This is a genomic window from Rivularia sp. PCC 7116, from assembly GCF_000316665.1.
Lineage (GTDB): Bacteria > Cyanobacteriota > Cyanobacteriia > Cyanobacteriales > Nostocaceae > Rivularia.
In genome coordinates this window covers 7783842-7808966 of sequence record NC_019678.1, presented here as the reverse complement: position 1 = coordinate 7808966, position 25125 = coordinate 7783842, and the positions used below count along the sequence as shown (strand labels likewise).

The following is a 25125-nucleotide window of genomic DNA, read 5'->3' as shown; positions in this document are numbered from 1 at the left end:
AATGAGTAACACTGCCCCTAACGTTGAAGAACTATCACCACTACAGCGCTCAGTTTTAGTCATTAAAGAAATGAAAGAAAAACTGGAGCAAATTGAGAATAAGCAAACTGAGCCAATAGCTATAGTTGGTATGGGTTGTCGCTTTCCGGGTGGTGCGAATAGTCCGGAGTCTTTCTGGAAATTATTGCGCGATGGGGTGGATGTTATTGGGGAAATACCTCGACAACGTTGGGATATTAATGCTTATTACGACCCCAACCCGGAAACTGCCAACAAAATGTACTGTAAGTACGGTGGATTTTTAGATGAAATAGATAAATTTGATGCGGAATTTTTTGGACTCACACCCCGCGAAGCTACTAGCTTAGATCCCCAGCAGCGATTGTTATTAGAAGTTAGTTGGGAAACACTGGAAAATGCAGGGATAGCACCAGATAAGCTCAACGAAAGTAAAACTGGAGTATTTGTTGGTATCAGCCTCAACGAATACGCTCAACAAGCTGCTTTAGGTGCTACAGATATTGATGTTTATACTGCAACAGGTAATGCATTAAGTGTAGCTGCCGGTCGTTTATCATATTTTCTTGGTTTACAAGGACCAGCTTTAGCGGTAGATACAGCTTGTTCGTCTTCATTGGTAGCAGTTCATTTAGCTTGTCAAAGCTTGCGAACTGGAGAATGTCGTCAAGCATTAGCTGGAGGAGTTTACTTGATGGTATCTCCGCAAACCACTATTGCGATGTCTAAATTAAGAGCGCTGAGTGTGGATGGACGCTGCAAAACCTTTGATGCAAAAGCAGATGGTTATGGTAGGGGTGAAGGTTGTGGAATAGTCGCTTTGAAGCGGATGAGCGATGCAATTGCAGATGGGGATAATATATTAGCTTTGATTCGCGGTTCCGCTGTTAACCAAGATGGGCGCAGTAGCGGGTTAACAGTTCCTAATGCTCAAGCTCAACAAGCAGTTATTCGAGAAGCATTAGTAAATGCAAAAGTAGAACCAACTCAAATTAGTTATGTAGAAGCTCACGGTACCGGTACATCTTTGGGAGATCCAATTGAGGTAAAGTCATTAGGGAAAGTATTAGGTAAAAATCGTTCCTCAGAACAACCCTTGATGATTGGTTCGGTAAAGACGAATATCGGTCATTTGGAAGCTGCTGCGGGAATTGCTAGTTTAATTAAAGTAGTGCTAGCAATGCAGCATAAAGAAATTCCTCCACATTTACATTTAAACGAGCTTAATCCTCATATTTCTTTACAGGATATGGTTGCAACTATTCCCACCAAACCAACTGCTTGGGTTGTAGATGGACAACAACGTCTAGCTAGTATTAGTTCTTTTGGTTTTAGCGGAACTAATGCTCATATGATTTTACAAGAAACACCCGTACCAATTGAAAAGAAACTACACGAACCTTCATTTCATCTATTGACATTATCAGCTAATAATAAAAATTCTCTGGAAAAAATATTACAAAAGTATTCTCAATTTTTAGATGAATATCCTAGAGCATCTCTGGCTGATATTTGTTTTACTGCGAACAGTGGACGGAAGCATTTTAATTATCGATTAGCTTTAGTTGCTGATTCTGTTGAATCGTTATATCAAAAGTTGCAAACAGCGGATATTAAAGAAAGTAAATTAAATTTAAATACAAAAATTTTACTTGTATTTACAGATGATGGTTTTCAAAATTTGAATATCGGTCGTCAAGTTTTAAATCAGCCAATATTTCGCCAAGCTTTAGACCGATGTAATGAAATATTAGAACCATATTTAGAAAAGTCTCTATTAGAAATTTTAGATGATGATAAATATTTAGTTATTCATCATAATATAAAACCGTTAATTTTATTTTCTCTCGAATATGCTTTCGCTCAATTATGGCTGTCATGGGGAATTGAACCAGTAGCAGTTATGGGTGAAGGAGTAGGAGAGTATGTAGCTGCTTGTATTGCTGGGGTTTTTAGTTTAGAAAATGGTTTAAAGTTAATTATTCAAAGAGAACAGCTAACACAAGATAAAAATGGTAATGATAAGATAATAACTACAGAAATTAAGCTTTATCAAGCAAATATTAATCTGATTGATAATAATACAGGAAAGTTTTTAGAAACTGAAACGGTTACTAAAGCAGATTATTGGCATAATCCAGTTAGAGAACCAATAAATTTTGAAACAAGTTGTTCTTTCCTGAAAAAAGAAGGATGCGAATTGTTTTTAGAAATTGGTAATAATCCGATTTTAAGAGAACAAGCTCAACAATATTTATCCGCAGACGATATTGATAATTGGTTGATTGCTCTACCAGATAATCAAGAATATTGGCAAGTATTATTACAAAACTTAGCAATACTCTATGAAAAAGGCATAGAAATTGATTGGGATGGATTTTACCAAGGTAAATCCTACAATCGTTTACAATTACCGACTTATCCCTTTGAACGACAACGTTATTGGATTGATACAGCTAAATATCAGCCCAGAAAAATTGCTAATCAACAATCTCATCCTTTATTAGGTGAAAAGCTGAGTTCTCCACTTGCACAGATTCAGTTTGAGTCTTTGTTAAACATTGATACTTTACCATTAGTCAAAGACCATTGTCTGGGTGGAATACCCGTGATGAATCTTGTGGTGTATTTAGAAATAGCTTTTGCGGGTGCAGCAACAATATTTGATAGCAAATTTGATCCAAAAAAATTCATTTTAACAGATGTAATCGTTCCTACAGCCCTCACCTTTCCCGATAAAGAAACACGTACCGTACAATTAATCTTTAATTCTGAAGATTCCCAAACTAGTTATTTCCAAATTTTTAGTCAAGGTGAAGAAAAAAATCAAAATGATTGGACTTTAAACGCCGGAGGTAAACTGAATTTAATATCAACAGAGACATTTCCATCTTCATCTGAAACAGTTTCTTTGAGGGATATTCAAGCAAGATGTAATGAAGAAATTTCTAGTGTTGAATTTTATCAGATGATGGCAGAGCGAGGTGCTACATTGGGTAGTAAGTGTCAAATGCTCGAACAAATTTGGCGACGAGATGGAGAGGCTCTAGGAAAAGTTAAATACCCTAAAGAAACAGGACTAAAAGAGGAAAGTTTATATCATTTGCCTTTGGGTGAAATTGATGCTTGCTTGCAAATTTTATCTGCTACTGGCTCTCTTGATAGTGCTTACAGTTATTTAATCGTCGGTTTTGAAAAATTTCAATTTTATGATAATTATAACGAGCAATTATGGTGTCATGCTCGGTTAAAAGGTAAAAATTTTGCCGGAGATGCTCAAACAATTATTGGTAATGTGTGTTTGTTTGATGCAACTGGATTGGTACTGGCAAAATTTACTAACGTAAAACTAAAGCGCGTTAGTTATGAAAGTCTTCAATTAAATTCTCAAACTAATGGTAAATTACAACATCAACCTAATTTATTATCTAGAGAAGAACTTATAGCTACTCCCGTTCCAAAACAGCAAGAAATTCTAGAAAATTATTTATTACAATGCTTAAGTAAATCACTACAACTATCTCCAGAAAAGATAAAGGTACAACAGTTTTTAAGTAATTATCTTGATTCTTTAATGAGTTTTGAACTCAAAAGCCGCATCGAAGCCGATTTACAACTACAAGTACCCATAGAAAGGTTTTTTGGAGACACCAATATCACTCAATTAGCGGAGTTCTTACTAGAACAATTCACCCTATCTAATCTGATATCGGAAGCCAACTCAACCAACCAGAGTGAAGATATGGAGGAAATTATATTATGAGCCTAAATTTACTATTAGCCGAACTTACACAAAAGGGTATCAAACTTTGGGTCGAAGATGACCAATTGCGAGTGCGATCGCCAAAGGGAATGCTATCGTCACAACTGCGCGAACAATTGGCACAATCCAAAGCAGAATTATTATTAATGCTGCGTCAGAATCAGGTGAATGCTTGTGAATTACCAGTTATTCAGTCAGCACCCGAACATCGCTACCAACCATTTCCCCTCACCGATATTCAACACGCATTTTGGGTGGGTCGTAGCGGTATATTTGAATTAGGAAATGTAGCTAATCATGGCTACTATGAAATAGAAGGTCGTGGTTTAGATATAGAGCAGTTAAATAAAGCTTTACAGAAATTAATTCAGCGTCATGATATGCTGCGGGCTATTGTGTTACCGGATGGACAACAGCAGGTATTAGAAGAAGTTCCTGTTTATGAAATTCCGGTTTTGGATTTGCGTGGAGAAGACGAGGAAATAATTACTGCTGAAATTGCAAAAATTCGACAGCGGATGTCCCATCAAGTATTACCTACCGACACATTTCCTCTGTTTGAATTTCGGGCTACGCTTTTAGATAATGACTGCGTGCGATTGCATATCAGCTACGATTTGCAGATATTCGATGCTTGGAGTATGTTCCGTCTGTTTGAAGAGTGGTTTGAATTGTGCAAACATCCACAGATGGAATTACCACCACTAGAGTTGACTTTTCGGGATTATGTTTTAGCAGAACAAGCGCTGCAAGATACAGAATTATATAAACAATCTCTCGATTATTGGGTGAATCGTTTAGATAATTTTCCTCCCGCTCCCGAATTACCTTTAGCTGTTAATCCCAGTTCGATTAAAGAGCATCATAATAAGCGTTTGAGTGGAGAACTTGATGCTCAAATTTGGCAAAATTTAAAACAAAAAGCCCAAAATGCAGGTTTAACTGCTTCTGGAGTCTTAATGGCGGCTTTTGCGGAAGTTTTAACTCTTTGGAGTAAAAGTTCCCGCTTTACCATGAACCTGGCTTTATTCAATCGCTTACCATTACATTCCCAAGTCAACGATATTTTGGGAGATTTTACCTCAATAACTCTATTGACGGTAGATAATTCTCAAAGCGAGTCGTTTGCTAACCGTGCGATGCGGTTGCAAAAACAACTGTGGCAAGATTTAGAACATCGCTACGTTAGTGGAGTACGGGTTATGCGGGAATTAGCACGCAAGCAAGGAAAACCTCCTAGTGCTATACCGATTGTATTTACCAGTACCTTGGGCTTTGATGCTATCGGTCAAAAGACCTCTGTATTTAGTCAATTTGGAGAACTAGTTTATGGTATTAGTCAAGCCTCCCAAGTATGGTTAGACCATCAAGTTGTCGAGCAAAATGGGGCTTTGTTGTTTAACTGGGATGTTATCCCCGAATTGTTTCCCGAAGGAATGGTAGAGGATATGTTTGAAACATATTGTCGCTTCCTCAAACAATTAGCTTCCACCGATTCAATTTGGGAAGAGACAAGCAGACAACTGATACCCGTTTGGCAATTATCGCAACGTGAAAGCATCAACGACACCACAATGTCGATTTCTGATGAAACACTATACAGCTTGTTTGCCAAGCAAGTTGAAAAATATCCTCATAACTTGGCTGTTAGTTCATCCCAACGCAATCTTACCTATGAGGAATTATATGAACTTTCCCAGCAACTCGGTCATCAATTACGACAACTAGAAGTTACCTCCAATCAATTGGTGGCAGTTGTCATGGAAAAAGGTTGGGAGCAGATTGTAGCAGTAATGGGAATTTTAGCTGCTGGTGCTGCTTACGTTCCTATTGATCCCGCATTGCCCGAAGAACGTTTATTATATTTGTTAGAAAATAGTCAGGTTGAGATTGTTCTAACTCAATCCTGGTTAAATGAAAATCTTGATATACATGAAAGTATACAAATACTTTCCGTAGATACCATTAATTACCTCCCTCCCTCTCTCACTCTCTCCCTCCCTCCCTCCTCTTCCCCAGACGACCTAGCCTATGTCATCTACACCTCTGGTTCTACTGGTTTACCTAAAGGTGTGATGATTACTCATCGCAATGTTGTTAATGTTGTTGTCTCCACCAATCAGCGGTTTAATGTTAATTCCCAAGACCGGATTTTGGCACTTACCGCTCTCAATCATGATTTATCTGTTTACGATATCTTTGGTCTTTTGAGTGCGGGGGGTACTATTGTTCTTCCTGATGCTGCAACAGTAAAAGACCCCCATTACTGGGCTGAATTGATGTTACAAGAACGAGTAACGCTATGGAATTCAGTTCCTACGATGATGGAAATGTTGGTAGATACTTTAGAAACTACCTCAAGGAATTTACCTGAAAGTTTACGTGTCGTAATTATGGGTGGAGATTGGCTACCTATAAGCTTACCAGAGCGAATCAAAGCATTAGCTCCCGAGTCAGAAAGCTTGAAAATCCTCAGTATTGGGGGTCCCACAGAAACAACTATCTGGAATATTGGTTATTTAATAGAGGAAGTTGAACCAACTTGGAAAAGTATTCCCTACGGACAACCGATGGCTAATTCCAAGTATTATATTTTCAACGAAACTCTTGACAATTGTCCTGTTTGGGTTGCGGGTGAAATGTACTGTGCTGGAGTTCAATTAGCAAAAGGCTATTGGCGCAATCAAGAAAAAACTAATGCTAATTTTATTACTCATCCACACAAGGGTAGTCGTCTTTATCGCACGGGAGATTTAGGACGCTATCTTCCCGACGGTAATATTGAGTTTCTCGGTAGAGCCGATTTTCAAATTAAGATTCGCGGATACCGGATTGAAGCCGGAGAAATTGAAGCTGCTTTAGTACAACATCCTGAGATTCGTTCGGCAGTGGTAACAGCTACTAGTAATGAAAATAACAAAGAAAGCTTGGTGGCTTATGTAGTACTCGAAAATAAAATTGCTGTTAATACTGAAGAAATACGTCAATTTATCGGTGAAAAATTACCAGAATATATGGTGCCATCGGGCTTTATATTTCTTGATGCATTACCACTGTCTGCAAATGGTAAAGTAAATCGTTTGGCACTTCCCAATCCTCAACAAGCTATCGGGGAATTAAATGTTAATTACGTAGCGCCTAAAACTGAAATTGAGCAAACTATTTCTCAGATTATTCAAGATGTTTTAGGAGTAGATAAAGTCGGAATACATGATAATTTTTTTGAATTAGGTGCTAATTCACTTTCACTGACTAAAATTTTTAATCAATTTAAAATCAAGTTTCCCGAAAAGATAAAATCAATAGAATTAGCAGACTTATTTACATCTCCAACAGTAGCTCAATTAGAGCAAAGATTAACGAACTTACGTACTAGCAATAGCGGATTAAATCTTCCTCTAATTCAACCCAGAAGCTCCGATGAAGAATTACCTTTATCCTGGGCACAAGAGCGACTGTGGTTCCTCAACCAACTAGAAGAGTCGAGTGCGACTTATAATATCCCCGGAGCAGTGCGTATTAGTGGAAACTTAGATATCAATGCCTTGAGTCAAGCATTATCAGAAATAGTACGCCGTCACGAGATATTACGCACAAGTTTCCACAGTTTGAATGGCACAGCAACACAGGTAATTCACTCAGAACTCACCACTCCGATAAACTTGGTGGACTTAGAGCAACACTCAGAACAAGAACGTGAAACCGTCCTCAAGCAACAAGTACAGCAACAAGCAACTACCCCCTTTGACCTAGATAAGCCACCATTAATTAGATGTAATTTGCTGCAACTAGATAGTACAGACTATGTATTATTACTGACGATGCACCACATAGTTGCCGATGGTTGGTCAATTGGGGTATTGATTGAAGAACTATCAATTTTATATCAAGCTTTTTACCGGGGAGAGCCATCACCCTTACCAGAATTAGGAATTCAGTATGCAGATTTTGCTCTGTGGCAAAGACAATGGTTGAGCGGGGAACTACTAGAAACTCAACTCAACTATTGGAAGCAGCAATTGAATGGTGTGCCACAATTACTACAATTACCTACTGATTATCCTCGTCCAACCGTACAGACTTACCGAGGTACTACTCAAAGTTTTGCTTTAGATCATGATTTAACTCAAAAATTGCAAAGCTTGTCTCGTAATTCGGGTACTACCTTATTTATGACCTTGTATGCAGGGTTTGCAACTTTATTGTATCGTTACAGTTCTCAATCAGATATTGTCATCGGTTCCCCCATAGCCAATCGTAACCGCAGTGAAGTAGAACCTTTGATAGGCTCTTTTGTCAATACTTTGGTGCTGAGGACTAACTTAGAAAATAATCCCAGTTTTAATCAATTACTCGCACAAGTAAGAGAAACAACACTTGGAGCTTACGAACATCAAGATGTACCTTTTGAAACTGTTGTAGAAGCATTGCAACCGCAACGCTCTTTAGCTTATTCACCTTTGTTTCAAGTGATGTTTGTGCTGCAAAATGCCTCAATTGGTGAGGTAAAATTACCCGGTGTAACTTTGAGCGAATTAGTTAGCAACCGCACAGTTGCTAAGTTTGATTTAACACTATCAATCGCGGAAACTGATGGGGGGTTGATGGGCGAATGGGAATATAATACTGACTTGTTTGATAAGTCAACTATTGAGCGTATGGCTGCTCATTTCCACAACTTGTTGTCAGCAATTGTGGAAAATCCAAAACAAGATGTAAGTAGCTTCAATTTGTTGACTACAACAGAAGAAAAACTATTGCGACAGTGGAATAGTAAGCAACTGGATTATCCCCAAGATAAATGCATTCATCAGTTATTTGAGCAGCAGGTAGAAAAAAACAGTAATGCTGTAGCGGTGGTATTTGAATCGGAAGAATTAACTTATCAACAATTAAATAAAAAAGCCAATCAACTAGCGCATTATTTACAAAAAATAGGAGTAAAACCAGAAACTAAGGTAGGAATTTGTTTAGAACGCTCCTCAGAAATGCTGATTGGGTTGTTAGCAATTCTCAAAGCCGGTGCAACATATATTCCCCTAGATCCAGCTTATCCCCAACAGCGTTTGGAATTAATTTTATCTGATGCTCGAATCTCAATATTATTAACAGATACGTCTAAATTTAATCTCAACAATATCAAGATTAAAACATTAGTTTGCTTAACTCAAGATAGAGAAAAAATTGCTGTTCAACCAACAGAAAACCCAATCACAAAAGTTAATTCAAATAATTTAGCCTACATCATCTATACATCAGGCTCGACGGGAAAACCAAAAGGTGTAGAAATAGCTCATCATGCTGTAGTCAATTTCTTGACATCAATGCAGCAAAATCCAGGATTAACCAAAGATGATACTCTTCTAGCTGTTACTACAATCAGCTTTGACATTGCCGCTCTCGAACTGTATTTACCTTTAATAGTAGGGGCGAAATTAGTCTTAGCAACAAAGCAAATAACTGGAGATGGCAAATTACTCAGTTCTTTGATTGATGCTGAGCAAGTAACTGTGATGCAAGCAACACCAGCCACCTGGCGAATGTTGCTGGCTGCGGGATGGCAAGGTTGTGCAAACTTAAAGATTCTTTGTGGCGGGGAAGCTTTAACTAATGATTTAGCTTCACAATTATTAATATCTGGTAGTAGTCTTTGGAATCTTTATGGACCAACTGAAACTACTATTTGGTCAACATTTTATCAAGTAGAAACCACACAATTAGAAACTAATACGATTCCAATTGGAAAACCGATTAATAATACTCAAATTTATTTATATGATGAATATCAACAACCAGTACCAATTGGGGTAGTAGGTGAAATTTATATTGGTGGTAGTGGACTTGCACGGGGTTATCTCAATCGTCCACAATTAACACAAGAAAAATTTATTCACCATCAATCGGGAAATAGATTATATAAAACTGGGGATTTGGGTCGTTATTTAAAAGATGGCAATATTGAGTATATCGGACGTATTGATAACCAGGTCAAAATTCGAGGATTCCGCATTGAATTAGGGGAAATTGAAGCCGTTTTAAGTCAACATCCTTTAGTCAATCAAGCTGTAGTTATTTCCTCAGAAGATAGATTAGTTGCTTATATTGTTGGCAACCTAGAAATAGCCTTACTTCGCGATTTTGTGGCTCAAAGATTACCCAACTACATGGTGCCGAATCTTTTTGTCACTATAGAGACACTACCTCTGACACCTAACGGTAAACTCGATAGAAAAGCATTACCTGCGCCAGATAGTGCTTCGAGAGAACACGAATACGTAGCACCACGCAACCAAAGTGAAGAAATAATAGCTAGTATCTTTGCTTCTGTTCTAAAGGTGGAAAATGTGGGAATCTACGACAACTTCTTTGAATTGGGGGGACATTCCTTACTTGCTACTCAAGTTATTTCCAGACTCCAAGAAGCCTTTTCCTTAGAAATTCCCCTACGTAAAGTCTTTGAATCTCCAACAGTAGCTCAATTAGAGCAAAGATTAACGAACTTACGTACTAGCAATAGCGGATTAAATCTTCCTCTAATTCAACCCAGAAGCTCCGATGAAGAATTACCTTTATCCTGGGCACAAGAGCGACTGTGGTTCCTCAACCAACTAGAAGAGTCGAGTGCAACTTATAATATCCCCGGAGCAGTTCGTATTAGTGGAAACTTAGATATCAATGCCTTGAGTCAAGCATTATCAGAAATAGTACGCCGTCACGAGATATTACGCACAAGTTTCCACAGTTTGAATGGCACAGCAACACAGGTAATTCACTCAGAACTCACCACTCCGATAAACTTGGTGGACTTAGAGCAACACTCAGAACAAGAACGTGAAACCGTCCTCAAGCAACAAGTACAGCAACAAGCAACTACCCCCTTTGACCTAGATAAGCCACCATTAATTAGATGTAATTTGCTGCAACTAGATAGTACAGAATATGTATTATTACTGACGATGCACCACATAGTTGCCGATGGTTGGTCAATTGGGGTATTGATTGAAGAACTATCAATTTTATATCAAGCTTTTTACCGGGGAGAGCCATCACCCTTACCAGAATTAGGAATTCAGTATGCAGATTTTGCTCTGTGGCAAAGACAATGGTTGAGCGGGGAACTACTAGAAACTCAACTCAACTATTGGAAGCAGCAATTGAATGGTGTGCCACAATTACTACAATTACCTACTGATTATCCTCGTCCAACCGTACAGACTTACCGAGGTACTACTCAAAGTTTTGCTTTAGATCATGATTTAACTCAAAAATTGCAAAGCTTGTCTCGTAATTCGGGTACTACCTTATTTATGACCTTGTATGCAGGGTTTGCAACTTTATTGTATCGTTACAGTTCTCAATCAGATATTGTCATCGGTTCCCCCATAGCCAATCGTAACCGCAGTGAAGTAGAACCTTTGATAGGCTCTTTTGTCAATACTTTGGTGCTGAGGACTAACTTAGAAAATAATCCCAGTTTTAATCAATTACTCGCACAAGTAAGAGAAACAACACTTGGAGCTTACGAACATCAAGATGTACCTTTTGAAACTGTTGTAGAAGCATTGCAACCGCAACGCTCTTTAGCTTATTCACCTTTGTTTCAAGTGATGTTTGTGCTGCAAAATGCCTCAATTGGTGAGGTAAAATTACCCGGTGTAACTTTGAGCGAATTAGTTAGCAACCGCACAGTTGCTAAGTTTGATTTAACACTATCAATCGCGGAAACTGATGGGGGGTTGATGGGCGAATGGGAATATAATACTGACTTGTTTGATAAGTCAACTATTGAGCGTATGGCTGCTCATTTCCACAACTTGTTGTCAGCAATTGTGGAAAATCCAAAACAAGATGTAAGTAGCTTCAATTTGTTGACTACAACAGAAGAAAAACTATTGCGACAGTGGAATAGTAAGCAACTGGATTATCCCCAAGATAAATGCATTCATCAGTTATTTGAGCAGCAGGTAGAAAAAAACAGTAATGCTGTAGCGGTGGTATTTGAATCGGAAGAATTAACTTATCAACAATTAAATAAAAAAGCCAATCAACTAGCGCATTATTTACAAAAAATAGGAGTAAAACCAGAAACTAAGGTAGGAATTTGTTTAGAACGCTCCTCAGAAATGCTGATTGGGTTGTTAGCAATTCTCAAAGCCGGTGCAACATATATTCCCCTAGATCCAGCTTATCCCCAACAGCGTTTGGAATTAATTTTATCTGATGCTCGAATCTCAATATTATTAACAGATACGTCTAAATTTAATCTCAACAATATCAAGATTAAAACATTAGTTTGCTTAACTCAAGATAGAGAAAAAATTGCTGTTCAACCAACAGAAAACCCAATCACAAAAGTTAATTCAAATAATTTAGCCTACATCATCTATACATCAGGCTCGACGGGAAAACCAAAAGGTGTAGAAATAGCTCATCATGCTGTAGTCAATTTCTTGACATCAATGCAGCAAAATCCAGGATTAACCAAAGATGATACTCTTCTAGCTGTTACTACAATCAGCTTTGACATTGCCGCTCTCGAACTGTATTTACCTTTAATAGTAGGGGCGAAATTAGTCTTAGCAACAAAGCAAATAACTGGAGATGGCAAATTACTCAGTTCTTTGATGGATGCTGAGCAGGTAACTGTGATGCAAGCAACACCAGCCACCTGGCGAATGTTGCTGGCTGCGGGATGGCAAGGTTGTGCAAACTTAAAGATTCTTTGTGGTGGGGAAGCTTTAACTAATGATTTAGCTTCACAATTATTAATATCTGGTAGTAGTCTTTGGAATCTTTATGGACCAACTGAAACTACTATTTGGTCAACATTTTATCAAGTAGAAACCACACAATTAGAAACTAATACGATTCCAATTGGAAAACCGATTAATAATACTCAAATTTATTTATATGATGAATATCAACAACCAGTACCAATTGGGGTAGTAGGTGAAATTTATATTGGTGGTAGTGGACTTGCACGGGGTTATCTCAATCGTCCACAATTAACACAAGAAAAATTTATTCACCATCAATCGGGAAATAGATTATATAAAACTGGGGATTTGGGTCGTTATTTAAAAGATGGCAATATTGAGTATATCGGACGTATTGATAACCAGGTCAAAATTCGAGGATTCCGCATTGAATTAGGGGAAATTGAAGCCGTTTTAAGTCAACATCCTTTAGTCAATCAAGCTGTAGTTATTTCCTCAGAAGATAGATTAGTTGCTTATATTGTTGGCAACCTAGAAATAGCCTTACTTCGCGATTTTGTGGCTCAAAGATTACCCAACTACATGGTGCCGAATCTTTTTGTCACTATAGAGACACTACCTCTGACACCTAACGGTAAACTCGATAGAAAAGCATTACCTGCGCCAAACCAGACAACTGCAAAAACTAATATTAATCCCCGAAATCCCATTGAACAAATATTGGTAAATATTTGGTCAGAAATATTGAATATAGAAAAAGTCAGTATAGAAGATAACTTCTTTGAATTAGGGGGACATTCCTTACTTGCAACTCAGGTTATTTCACGGGTACGCTCCGATCTCAATATCGAAGTTCCCCTGCGACAATTATTTGCAACACCGACAGTAGCCGATTTAGCCGAATTCATTCAACAGTCACAACAAGATTCACAGCCAATAGCACCACCATTATTACCAGTATCGCGGGATAAACAACTGCCAATATCCTTTGCTCAAGAAAGGTTGTGGATTCTCGACCAACTAGAAGGAGAAAGTGCTTTTTACAACATGCCTGCTGTCGTGCGTCTTGTTGGTCAACTTAATGTTAGTGCTTTACAACAAAGCTTTCAAGAAATCATTAATAGACACGAAGTCTTACGTACTAATTTTAAGAGCATTGATGGACAAGCGGTGCAAATCATTCATCCTCGCTTAGAGGTGAAGTTACCCGTGATAGATTTGCGATGTTCAGATGAGCGCACACAAGAAACTCAAAGACTCGCAAAAGAACAAGTCCAACTTGCTTTTGATTTGGCTAAGGATTGTTTAATCCGGGGTTGTTTATTGCAACTGAGTGATACAGAATACCTGTTGTTATTGACTATGCATCACATTATTTCTGATGCTTGGTCGCTGGGGGTTATGACTAGGGAGTTGGCTACACTGTACAATGCTTTTCGTAACGGTGAATCTTCTCCCTTGTTACCATTAGAAATTCAGTATGCTGATTTTGCTGTTTGGCAGCGACAATGGTTACAAGGAGATGTTTTACAACAACAGCTTGATTTTTGGAAACAGCAACTTGGTACTAATTTACCCGTATTGCAGTTACCTACATCTGAGAATACAGAAAAAATCCCAACCAACAAACTTGCCGAACATACATTTTTAATCCCTGGTGATTTAGCTGAGTCGATTTATAGTCTAAATCGTCAAGAAGGTGTAACTTTATTTATGACTTTGTTAGCAGCTTTTAACATTCTGCTACAGCGTTATAGCAATCAAGATGATATTGTTGTGGGAACTGATGTTGCTAACCGCAATCGAAAAGAAATAGAAGCTTTGATTGGCTTTTTTATCAACATCTTAGTTTTACGTAATGATTTGAAAGGTAATCCCACTTTTCGGGAATTACTGGCAAGAGTTCGTCAAGTAACATTAGATGCTTATGCTCATCAGGACTTACCTTTTGCAGAATTAGTCAAAGCTTTGCAACCAAATCGGGGAGTAAATAGCACACCATTATTTCAAGTATTATTTGTTCTGCAAAATGTCCCACAATCATCTCTGGAATTACCGGAATTAACCATTAAGATTTTAGAAACTCAACAGGAAGTAGCTAAATTTGATATAGCTCTGTTTTTAACAGAAACTAAACAAGGTATTACAGGAAAATGGCAGTATAAAGAAGACCTGTTTGAGGGAAATCTAATTGCTAAAATGTCAGATAATTTTCAAATTATGCTGGAAAATATCGTCAACCAACCTGATGCTCGGATAAATGATTTAGAAATATTGAGTGAAGTTGAGAAACAAAAACAAACACAGCAAAAACAGCAGCGTAAAAATGTTAAACGTAAGAAATTTATTAATGCTAAACCTAAAGCAGTCAATTTTTCACAGTCAAATTTAATCCAGACTAGTTATCTTAATGATGGAGAAAAATTACCTCTAGTCATCACACCAGGAAACAATAATGTAGATATTATCGACTGGGCGAAAAATAACCGAGATTTTTTAGAAAATAAATTAATTGAAAGCGGTGGAATTTTATTTCGTAATTTTTCTATTTCTTCACCAGAAGACTTTGAAAAATTAGCCCAAGCTATTTCTCCAAAGCTATTTGAAAATTATGGAGATTTACCGCGCACGGGGGTTTCTGGCAAAGTATATGGCTCTACACCTTACCCCTCAGAACAGGCTATTTTATTTCACAACGAAAGTTCTCACATGCATTGCTATCCCCAAAAAATCTGGTTTTCTTGTATGCAACCAGCGCAATCAAGGGGAGAAACGCCAATTGTTGATTGTAGAAAATTGTTGCAATTGCTTCCAGGGAAATTAAGAACACAATTCGAGCAAAAACAACTAATGTATGTCCGCAACTACACCGAAGGATTAGATGTTAGCTGGCAAGACTTTTTTGGTACTACAGATAAAAAAGAAGTAGAAAATTACTGTCACCAAGCAGCAATTAATTTTGAATGGAAGTCTAATGGTGGCTTAAAAACGAGTCAAGTACGTCCGGCAATTATCAAACATCCGCAAACAGGTGAATCTGTATTTTTTAACCAATTATTATTACATCATATATCTTGTTTGCAAGCAGATGTACAAGAGCATATGCTGTCATTATTTGGAGAAGAAAATTTACCACGTCATGTTTACTATGGCGATGGTTCGACTATTGAAAACTCTGTAGTTAAAGAAATACTAAAAATTTGTAGAGAATCCCAGGTGAGTTTTCCTTGGCAACAAGGAGATGTCTTAATGTTGGATAATATTTTAACTTCTCACGGACGAAATCCTTATATAGGCTCGCGAAAAATTGTGGTGGCAATGGGAGATATGATTTCTAATCAAGAAATAGAAAAGTAAAATTGGAGAGAGCATATGTATGAAGCTATTAATGGTTTTAATTTATCTCCTGGGCAAAAACGTCTTTGGATTTTGCAGCAAGAAAGTACTGTTTATAATACTCAAGGTGTTTTTAGCTTAAAAGGAGATTTACAAATAAATTTATTAATAAAAGCTGTAGAAACAATTGTAAGTCGTCACGAAATACTCAGAACTAATTTTCGACATTTACCTGGGATTAAAGTGCCGGTGATGGTTGTCAATGACAACATTGAAAATACTTTATTTGAATGGGAAGAAATTGATTTAAGTAATTACCATCAGCAAGAACAGCCAGAGAAATTAGATTCTTTAATTCAAAAGTATAAATATGATATTTTTGATTTTGAATCTGAAAATTTATCACGTTTTTATTTGATAAAATTATCGGCAAGTTACCATGTTTTAATCATTTGTCTACCCTCAATTTGTGCTGATAGCTGGACAATTAATAATTTATTTTCTGAACTTACTAATTTATACTGCAATCAAATTGAGAATAGCTCAGAAAAAGATGAAGTTATCCAATATGTTCAATTTTGTGAGTGGCAGAATCAATTAATTACAGAAGATGAAGATGCTGCAACAGCTAAGGAGTACTGGCATCAACAATATGATTCGACTTTAACAAAATGGCAACTTCCTTTAGAGAATCATTTATCTGAGTCATCAGAGGATTATTTATTTAAAATAAGTTTTTTTGAAACACAAATAGATGGGGATTTAATTGCAAAAATTGAGAGTTTAAGTAGTAAGTGTAACACCGAAGTTTCAACAATTATATTAGCTTGTTGGCAAAGTCTTTTATGGCGACTTACCGGACAAGAAAATATTATTATTGGTAACAAGGTAAATCGTAGAGATTATGAAGAATTATCTGCTCTATTAGGACTTGTAGCTACTTGGATACCAATTAAAAGTAAGTTGAGAGAAAATTTATCTTTTCGAGAATTAATAAATAATATTAATAAAGCTTTAGAAGATGCTTTTGAATGGCAAGATTATTTTGTGGCTGAAACCAATGATTTAGTTTTTCCAATTGGATTTGAATTTGAGGAGTTATCATCATCTATTGTTGCGGATAATATATCTTTTTCTATGTTGCAGCAGTATAGCAGTATAGAAAAATTCAAAATAAAACTTTCTTGTCATAAGTATGAAAATTATTTAAAAACCTCTTTCTACTACGATGTCAATTATTTTTCAGCAGATTCAATCGCCATCTTAGCCGAACAATTTCATACCATATTACGAAGCTGTATTAAAAATCCAGATATACCTATTAACCAGCTAGAGATTATTAGCGCTAATGAGCGTCAAAAGCTTTTGGTCGATTTTAATCTAAATCAAGTTGAGTACTCACAATATAAATGTATTTATCAACTATTTGAAGAGCAGGTTGAACGTACACCGAATAATATTGCGCTTGTATTTGAAAAGCAAAAATTAACTTATCAAGAATTAAATAATCGTGCTAATAAATTAGCTCATTACCTGCAAAAACAAGGAGTTAAGCCGGAATCAATTGTAGGTTTATATCTTGAGAGAAATATTGCAGCAATTGTCGGAATTTTGGGAATTATCAAAGCCGGAGGAGCCTACTTACCACTTGACTCAGCATTACCATCAACAGGCTTAAATTTACGTTTGTCAGATGCTCAAGTAGATTTGATCTTAACAGAAGAAAAGCTCCGAGAAAATCTGACTGATATTACAGCAGAAGCAATATGTCTTGATAGTGACTGGGAAATTATCAGCCAGGAAAAAAATACCAATCCCACAAATAAAGTTACTCCAGAAAATCTAGTTTATGTAATTTACACTTCTGGTTCTACTGGTATTCCTAAAGGTGTATTAATTGAAAATCGCCAATTATTAAATTATTCATATAGCATCCAAGCAATATTAAATTTAGATACCACAGCCAGTTTTGCTATAGTTTCTACTTTAGCTGCTGACTTGGGTAATACAATGATTTTTCCCAGTCTCTGTAGTGGTGGTTGTCTGCATATAATATCCTCTGAATTAGCTAGCGATGCTAAAGCTTTGGCAGAATATTTTCATCGTCATCCAATTGATTGTTTAAAAATTGTTCCTTCTCATCTCAAAGCTTTAATTGCTGCTGAATCTCCAGAAAATATTTTACCGAGAAAGAGATTAATATTAGGAGGTGAAGCAACAGATTGGGATTTAATTGACCAAATTCAACTAGCAAAGTCACCAGAATGCGAAATTATTAATCATTATGGCCCTACAGAAACTACTGTAGGTGTACTAACTTATTTAATAGAATCCTCTAGAAAATATCAAACAGTTCCTCTAGGTTTTCCCATTGCGAATACTCAAATTTACCTGTTAAACAAACAACTGCAACCAGTAGCAATTGGAATTCCTGGTGAAATTTATATCGCTGGTGCTTCTGTAGCCCGAGGTTATCTTAATCGTCCAGATTTAACTCAAGAAAAATTTATTCAAAACCCTTTCATATCCTCAGATAAACTATACAAAACTGGTGATTTAGGACGCTATCTTCCAGATGGTAAAATTGAGTTTATTGGACGGATAGATAATCAAGTTAAGATTCATGGTTTCCGTATTGAATTAGGGGAAATTGAAGCCGTTTTAAGCCAACATCCTGCTATCAAACAACAAGTGGTAACAGTGCGTGAGGATATTCCCAATAACAAAAGATTGGTAGCTTATATAGTACCAACACAGCAGCCTGTTCCTAACAACAGTGATTTCCGGAAATTCCTATTAGAAAAACTTCCGGAATATATGATTCCCAATACCTTCGTATCTCTAAATACTCTACCTTTAACATCTAACGGTAAGATAGACCGTCAAAATCTCCCAGCACCGGATACATCTACACAAAAATTAGCTGCAAATTACGTTCCACCTCAAACTGAAAATGAGAAAATATTAGTTGAAATTTGGCGTGAAGTGTTGGGAGTAAAACAGGTAGGAATTAATGATAACTTTTTTGAATTAGGTGGAGATTCTATCCTCAGTATTCAGATTATTGCGAAAGCGAAAGCAGTAGGTTTACAATTGATTCCCAAGCAACTATTTGAACATCAAACTATTGCTAAATTAGCTCAAGTTGCAGGTATAGTAACAGCAATTAAAGCCGAACAGGGAATAGTAACAGGTGAAGTTCCCCTGACACCAATTCAAAAGTGGTTCTTTAGTGAAAAATTTTCAGAAGCGCACCATTGGAACCAATCAGTTTTACTAGAATTAAATCAGCCTCTTAAGCCAGAGTTACTACAACAAGCGTTGGGATATTTGTTAGAACATCACGATGGATTGCGTTTGTATTTTATCCAGACAACATCGGAAATTCAGCAAATTAATGCTGATTATAATAACTCTATCCCTTTTGTTCAATACGATTTTTCCCAGCTTTCTTCCACGGAGCAACAAGCAGCAATTATAAATACTGCGACTGAATTACACAAAAGCCTCGATTTGTCTTCAACTCCCTTGATGCAAGTAGCTTGGTTTAACTGTGGTGCTGCTCAACCCAGTCGTCTCTTGATTATTATTCACCATTTAGTTGTGGATGAAGTTTCTTGGCGGATTTTAGTGACAGATTTACAAATAGTTTATCAACAACTCACTCAAGGTGAAGCTATCAAATTATCACCTAAAACAACTTCTTTTCAAGAATGGGGAGAGCGACTGCAAGAGTATGCTAATTCTTCAGCCTTAGCATCAGAATTAAATTACTGGTTAACACCATCACCTCAACAAGTTGTACCTTTACCAGTAGACAATAATGGGGGTAAGAATACTATAGCTACTGCACAAACTTTATCAACTACTTTGAGTGTCGAATTAACTCAAGCCTTATTACAAGAAGTACCCACTATCTATCGGACACAAATCAATGAAATATTATTAACTGCTTTGACAAATGTTTTGGTTAAATTCACCGGAACTACTCATCAATTGATAGCTTTAGACGATAGCGGACGAGAAATTTTTGAGGATATAGACTTATCTCGTACAGTGGGTTGGTTTTCTAGTATTTTTCCATTGTTATTGAATTTGGGTCGAGAGGAAGATTTAATAGAACAGTTAAAAACAGTAAAAGAACAAGTACGCGGAATTCCCCAGCGTGGAATTGGTTATGGTTTACTACGTTATTTAAACCAAGATGAAAAAATATCTTTCCAGCTAGAAAAATTACCCCAACCAGAAATTAAATTTAATTATTTGGGACAATTTGACCAGCTATTTCAAGAATCCTCTTTGTTTACACCAGTAGCTGATTCTATTGCAGCAGAAAGCAGTTCGCAAGGACATCGCAGTTATCTGCTAGAAATTAATAGTTTAGTTCTCCAAGCTCAGTTACATGTGAATTGGACTTACAGCCAAGATATTTATCACCGTAATACGATTGCTAATCTAGCAGAAAATTTCATGGAATTATTAAAAGTTTTAATTAACCTTTGTCAATCACAAGAAACAATAGGATTTACTCCTTCCGACTTCCCAGAAGCAGAAATTAATCAACAAGATTTAGACAAATTAATTAATAAAATCAGCAATAAATAAACCTCAGCGCCCCTTTGCGTTTAAAAATAAAATTAAAAAAAAACTCTTTATCCTCTTCTTATGCAAACAAATAATATTGAAGATATATACGAACTTTCACCCATACAGCAGGGATTGTTATTTCATATACTTTATAACGCTGAGTCAGGAGTATACTGCCAACAAATGAGTATTTCCATTCAGGGTAATTTAAATTTTGGCGCATTTGAACAAGCGTGGCAGCAAATTTTAGCTAGACATAGCATATTACGTACAGCTTTTTACTGGGAAGAGCTAGAAAAACCACTGCAAGTTGTTAGCAAAAACGTAAAATTACCATTAGAAAAACTAGACTGGCGAAATACTTCTCAAACTTTACAAAAACAGCAATTAAAAGCTTTCGCTCGTACAGATAGACAGCGTGGTTTTGAACTGTCTCAAGCTCCTTTGATGCGGTTAACATTAATACAATTGAGCGATGACGAATACGAATTTATCTGGACTAACTATCATTTAATCTCAGATGGTTGGTCTCGTGCTTTAGTAATACAAGAAGTTTTTGAATTTTATCAAGCTTTGTGTAAGGGTAAAAATTTGTATTTAAAACCACCATCTGCTTACAAAAAGTATATTACCTGGTTAAGCCAGCAAAACCAGTCTCAAGCAGAAAAGTTTTGGCAGAATTATCTTAAAGGAGTAGAGACTACTACACCTTTGGGTGTGAAAAAATATATTGGTGATGTAATAGATAAACAAGCAGTTTATGCCGAAGAAAACATCAAATTATCAAAGATACTCACAGCAGATTTACAATCTTTCGCAAGGAAATCTCAACTAACAATAAATACGATAATTCAAGGTGCATGGGCTTTACTTTTAAGTCGCTATAGCAGTGAAGAAAATGTCATATTTGGCATTACTTCCTCCGGTCGTCCACCAGCGCTAGAGGGTAGCGAATCGATGATAGGAGTATTCATTAATACTTTACCTCTAAGATGGAATGTGGATGGTGAAAAAAGATTGCTACCCTGGCTACGAGAACTTCAATCTCGACAAGCAGAATTGCGTGAGTACGAATATTGTCGGTTAGTAGACGTGCAGAAATGGAGCGATATACCGCAGGGACTACCTTTATTTGAAAGTATTTTGGTGTTTGAGAACTATCCTTTCACCGGTTCTCGCGAGCAAATTGCAGATTTGACTATTAACGATGTCTCTGGGATTAGTGCAACGAACTATCCGATAACAGTTATGGTAGTTCCAGACACAGAGTTATCACTGACTATTATGTATGAAGAGCACTATTTTGATACTACGGTCATCAAGCGGATGTTAGGACATCTCAAGACTCTAATCGCTGCAATGGTAGCACATCCCCAAGAACAGTTAAAAGCATTACCAATGCTCAGTGAAACCGAGCGATATCAGCTATTAATAGATTGGAATTCTACACAAGTTGATTATCCTCACAACCAATGTATCCATGAATTATTTGAAGCACAAGTTGCGCGATGCAGTAATGCTGTAGCAGTAGTTTTTGACAACGAAAAGTTAACTTATACACAACTTGATAAACAAGCAAATCAGTTAGCATCCTATTTACAAAAACTAGGTGTAAAACCAGAAGTACCAGTTGGTATTTGTGTAGAAAGATCAATTTTAATGGTAGTGGGGATATTGGGAATTCTCAAAGCTGGTGGAGCTTATGTACCGTTAGATCCAGACTATCCACAAGAACGTTTGGATTTTATGCTGTCGGATGCTCAAGTACCGGTGTTGCTCACACAGCAGCATTTACAAACAAAGCTACCATCTCATCAAGCTGAGGTAGTTTGTCTAGATGGAGATTGGAAAGCGAATGTTCAAGAAAATCAAAATCATCTCCCATGCGATCTAAAAGCTGAGAACTTGGCTTATATAATTTACACTTCTGGTTCCACAGGTAAGCCGAAGGGTGTACAAATTAATCATCGCAATGTAGTTAACTTTCTTTATTCCCTAAGTTCTAACCCTGGAATCACAGAGAAAGATATTCTCCTTGCAGTGACAACTTTATCATTTGATATAGCTGGATTAGAACTTTTTCTGCCTTTGATGGTAGGAGCAAAAGTAGTAATTGTCAGCAGTCAAACTGCTAGAGACGGAATTCAATTACTCAATAAATTAGAGACAGAAAAAGTCACAATCATGCAAGCAACTCCATCTACATGGGGAATGTTATTAGAAGCAGGATGGAGTGGTAATAAAAAATTAAAAGTTCTTTGCGGTGGTGAAGCTTTATCCCCAAGACTAGCAGCAGAATTACAAAAGAATGGTAGTTCAGTTTGGAATTTATATGGTCCGACGGAAGCAACTATTTGGTCTACCATCCATCTACTTAAAGAAAAGGAAAAAACTGTTCCTATTGGTCGTCCAATTGCTAATACCCAAACCTATATTTTAGATAAATATCAACAACCAGTACCTATAGGAGTTAATGGGGAACTCTATATTGGAGGTGATGGTTTATCTCGTGGCTATCGACATCAATCTGAGTTAACAAATGAGAAATTTATTCCCAATCCCTTTGATAAGAATTCAGAATCATATCTTTACAAAACAGGGGATTTAGTACGTTATCAAGCAGATGGTAATATTGAGTTCATCAGTCGTATTGACCACCAGGTAAAACTACGAGGTTTTCGCATAGAATTAGGAGAAATAGAAGCGGTATTGACTCAAAATTCAGCAGTAAGTCAAGCCATTGTAATGGTTAGAGAAGATGATCTAAACAATAAGCGCTTAGTCGCTTATGTCGTTCCTGAAAAACAAACACCAACCATCAACGAACTACGTACAATTCTCCAGCATAAATTACCAGATTATATGATTCCTGGAAATTTCGTATTTCTAGAAAAATTACCTCTAACCCCCAATGGTAAAGTAAATCGTCGAGTCTTACCAATACCCGATACCAGCCGACCGGAATTAAAAGAAAATTATCTTGCTCCTAGAACAACTAAAGAAAAAACTTTAGCTGAAATTTGGAGTAAGGTATTAAAAGTAGAAGAAATAGGCATATACGATAACTTTTTTGCTTTAGGTGGCGACTCTATTCGCAGTATTCAAGTTTGTTCTCAAGTACGGGAACGTGGTTTCGATTTATCTATCCAAGAAATATTTAAACATCAAACTATTGAAGAGTTAGCTAAAAATCTCACTCAGAAAAAATCGATTAATCTCAATTATCAATCCAATCGGGCATTCAGTTTAATTACCGCAGCAGATCGAGCAAAATTATCTGAAACTGTGGAAGATGCATATCCCCTAACAACAATGCAAATGGGAATGCTTTTTTACAGTAAATATAATCCTAATGCTAATATTTATCATAATGTCTCTAGTTTCCACTTAAAAGCAGTATTACAATTAAAAAACTTACAAACAGCCGTTGATAATTTAGTAAATCGTCATCCTATACTGCGTACTTGTTTTAATTTAGGAGATTTCAGTCAACCTTTACAGATTATTGGGCAAAAAGTATCTGTTATTTTACATTTTGAAGACTTACATCATCTTTCTGAATCAAAGCAAAAACAAATAATCGCAGAATTTTTAGAAACAGAAAAACAGCATAAATTTGACTGGGCACAACCACCACTGCTGCGGTTAAAAATTCATCAAACTACTCCAGAAACATTTCAGTTTACTCTTACTTTCCACCACGCGATTCTTGATGGATGGAGTTTAGCTTTAATGTTGAGTGAATTGTTTGAAGAATACTTCTCTTTAATCAACAAACAAAACTATTCTATTTCACCACCAACAATTACTTTTCGAGATTTTGTTGCTTTACAGCAAAAAGCAATTAATTCAACTGATAATCGTCAATACTGGTTACAAAAACTAACAGGAGCCATTCAAAGCGAAATACCACGCTGGCGTTTTTCAAATGCAAATAATCACACACCAGAAAACTTAATTATAGATGTAGCAATTTCTGAGAAAGTATCTCAAGGATTGAAAGACTTAGCAAAGTCTGCTACCGTTCCGTTAAAAAGTGTATTACTCACCGCACACTTAAAAGCCATCGGTTTACTTAGTGGTAAATCAGACGTAATTACCGGACTTTCAACTAATGGTAGAGCAGAAACTAAAGATGGCGATCGCGTGTTAGGACTTTTCCTCAATACTTTACCATTTCGTGTCAGTTTCAATAGCGGTTCGTGGATAGATTTAGTAAAACAAACCTTTGAATTAGAACAAGAGTTGCTTCCCTATCGCTGGTATCCTATGTCCCAAATAAAAAAAGACCTGGGTGGAGAAAATTTATTTGAAACTTCTTTTAATTTCACCCATTTTCATCGCTATCAAAATTTACAAAAATCCAGCGAATTAGAGGTTTTAGATATCAAAGGTTTTGCAATAAAAGAATTTGTTCTACTTGCACAATTTAGTTTAGATTTGATTTCTTCTGATGTCAAATTATTTTTAGAATGCGACCCTCAAAAATTATCCTACGAGCAAGCTCAAGATATTGGTAATTATTACACCAATATTCTCTCAATAATGGCTATTAATCCATTAGAAATTCATGAGAACGAAAACATAGTGGAAGAACTAACCAAGAGAACAAATAAAATCAAAGAATTAGCAGAAAAAGAAACCGCAAAAACAGGAATAAAAACTTTAAAATTAACCAAACGTAAGGCTATCCGCAATAACTAA

Annotated in this window: 4 protein-coding genes; all 4 read left to right on the top strand. The window is 36.5% G+C overall.

Annotated elements, in window-relative coordinates; genetic code table 11:
• Window position 1: 1 nt before the first annotated feature.
• The 4 genes from RIV7116_RS29860 to RIV7116_RS29845 are packed head-to-tail and all read left to right on the top strand — an operon-like array spanning window position 2 to window position 25125.
• Entirely contained in the window at window positions 2–3781 is a 3780-nt protein-coding gene (locus RIV7116_RS29860) for a type I polyketide synthase (RefSeq protein WP_015122076.1), read from the top strand.
• Window positions 3778–15855, top strand: a complete 12078-nt coding sequence (locus RIV7116_RS29855; RefSeq protein WP_015122075.1) for a non-ribosomal peptide synthetase — start codon at window positions 3778–3780, stop codon at window positions 15853–15855. Before RIV7116_RS29860 ends, RIV7116_RS29855 begins: the two co-directional genes overlap by 4 nt.
• Window positions 15856–15870: 15 nt before the next feature.
• Window positions 15871–20439, top strand: a complete 4569-nt coding sequence (locus RIV7116_RS29850) for a non-ribosomal peptide synthetase (RefSeq protein WP_015122074.1) — start codon at window positions 15871–15873, stop codon at window positions 20437–20439.
• Between the two features lie 60 nt (window positions 20440–20499).
• On the top strand, window positions 20500–25125 hold the full coding sequence (locus RIV7116_RS29845; protein WP_015122073.1) for a non-ribosomal peptide synthetase: 4626 nt from the start codon (window positions 20500–20502) through the stop codon (window positions 25123–25125).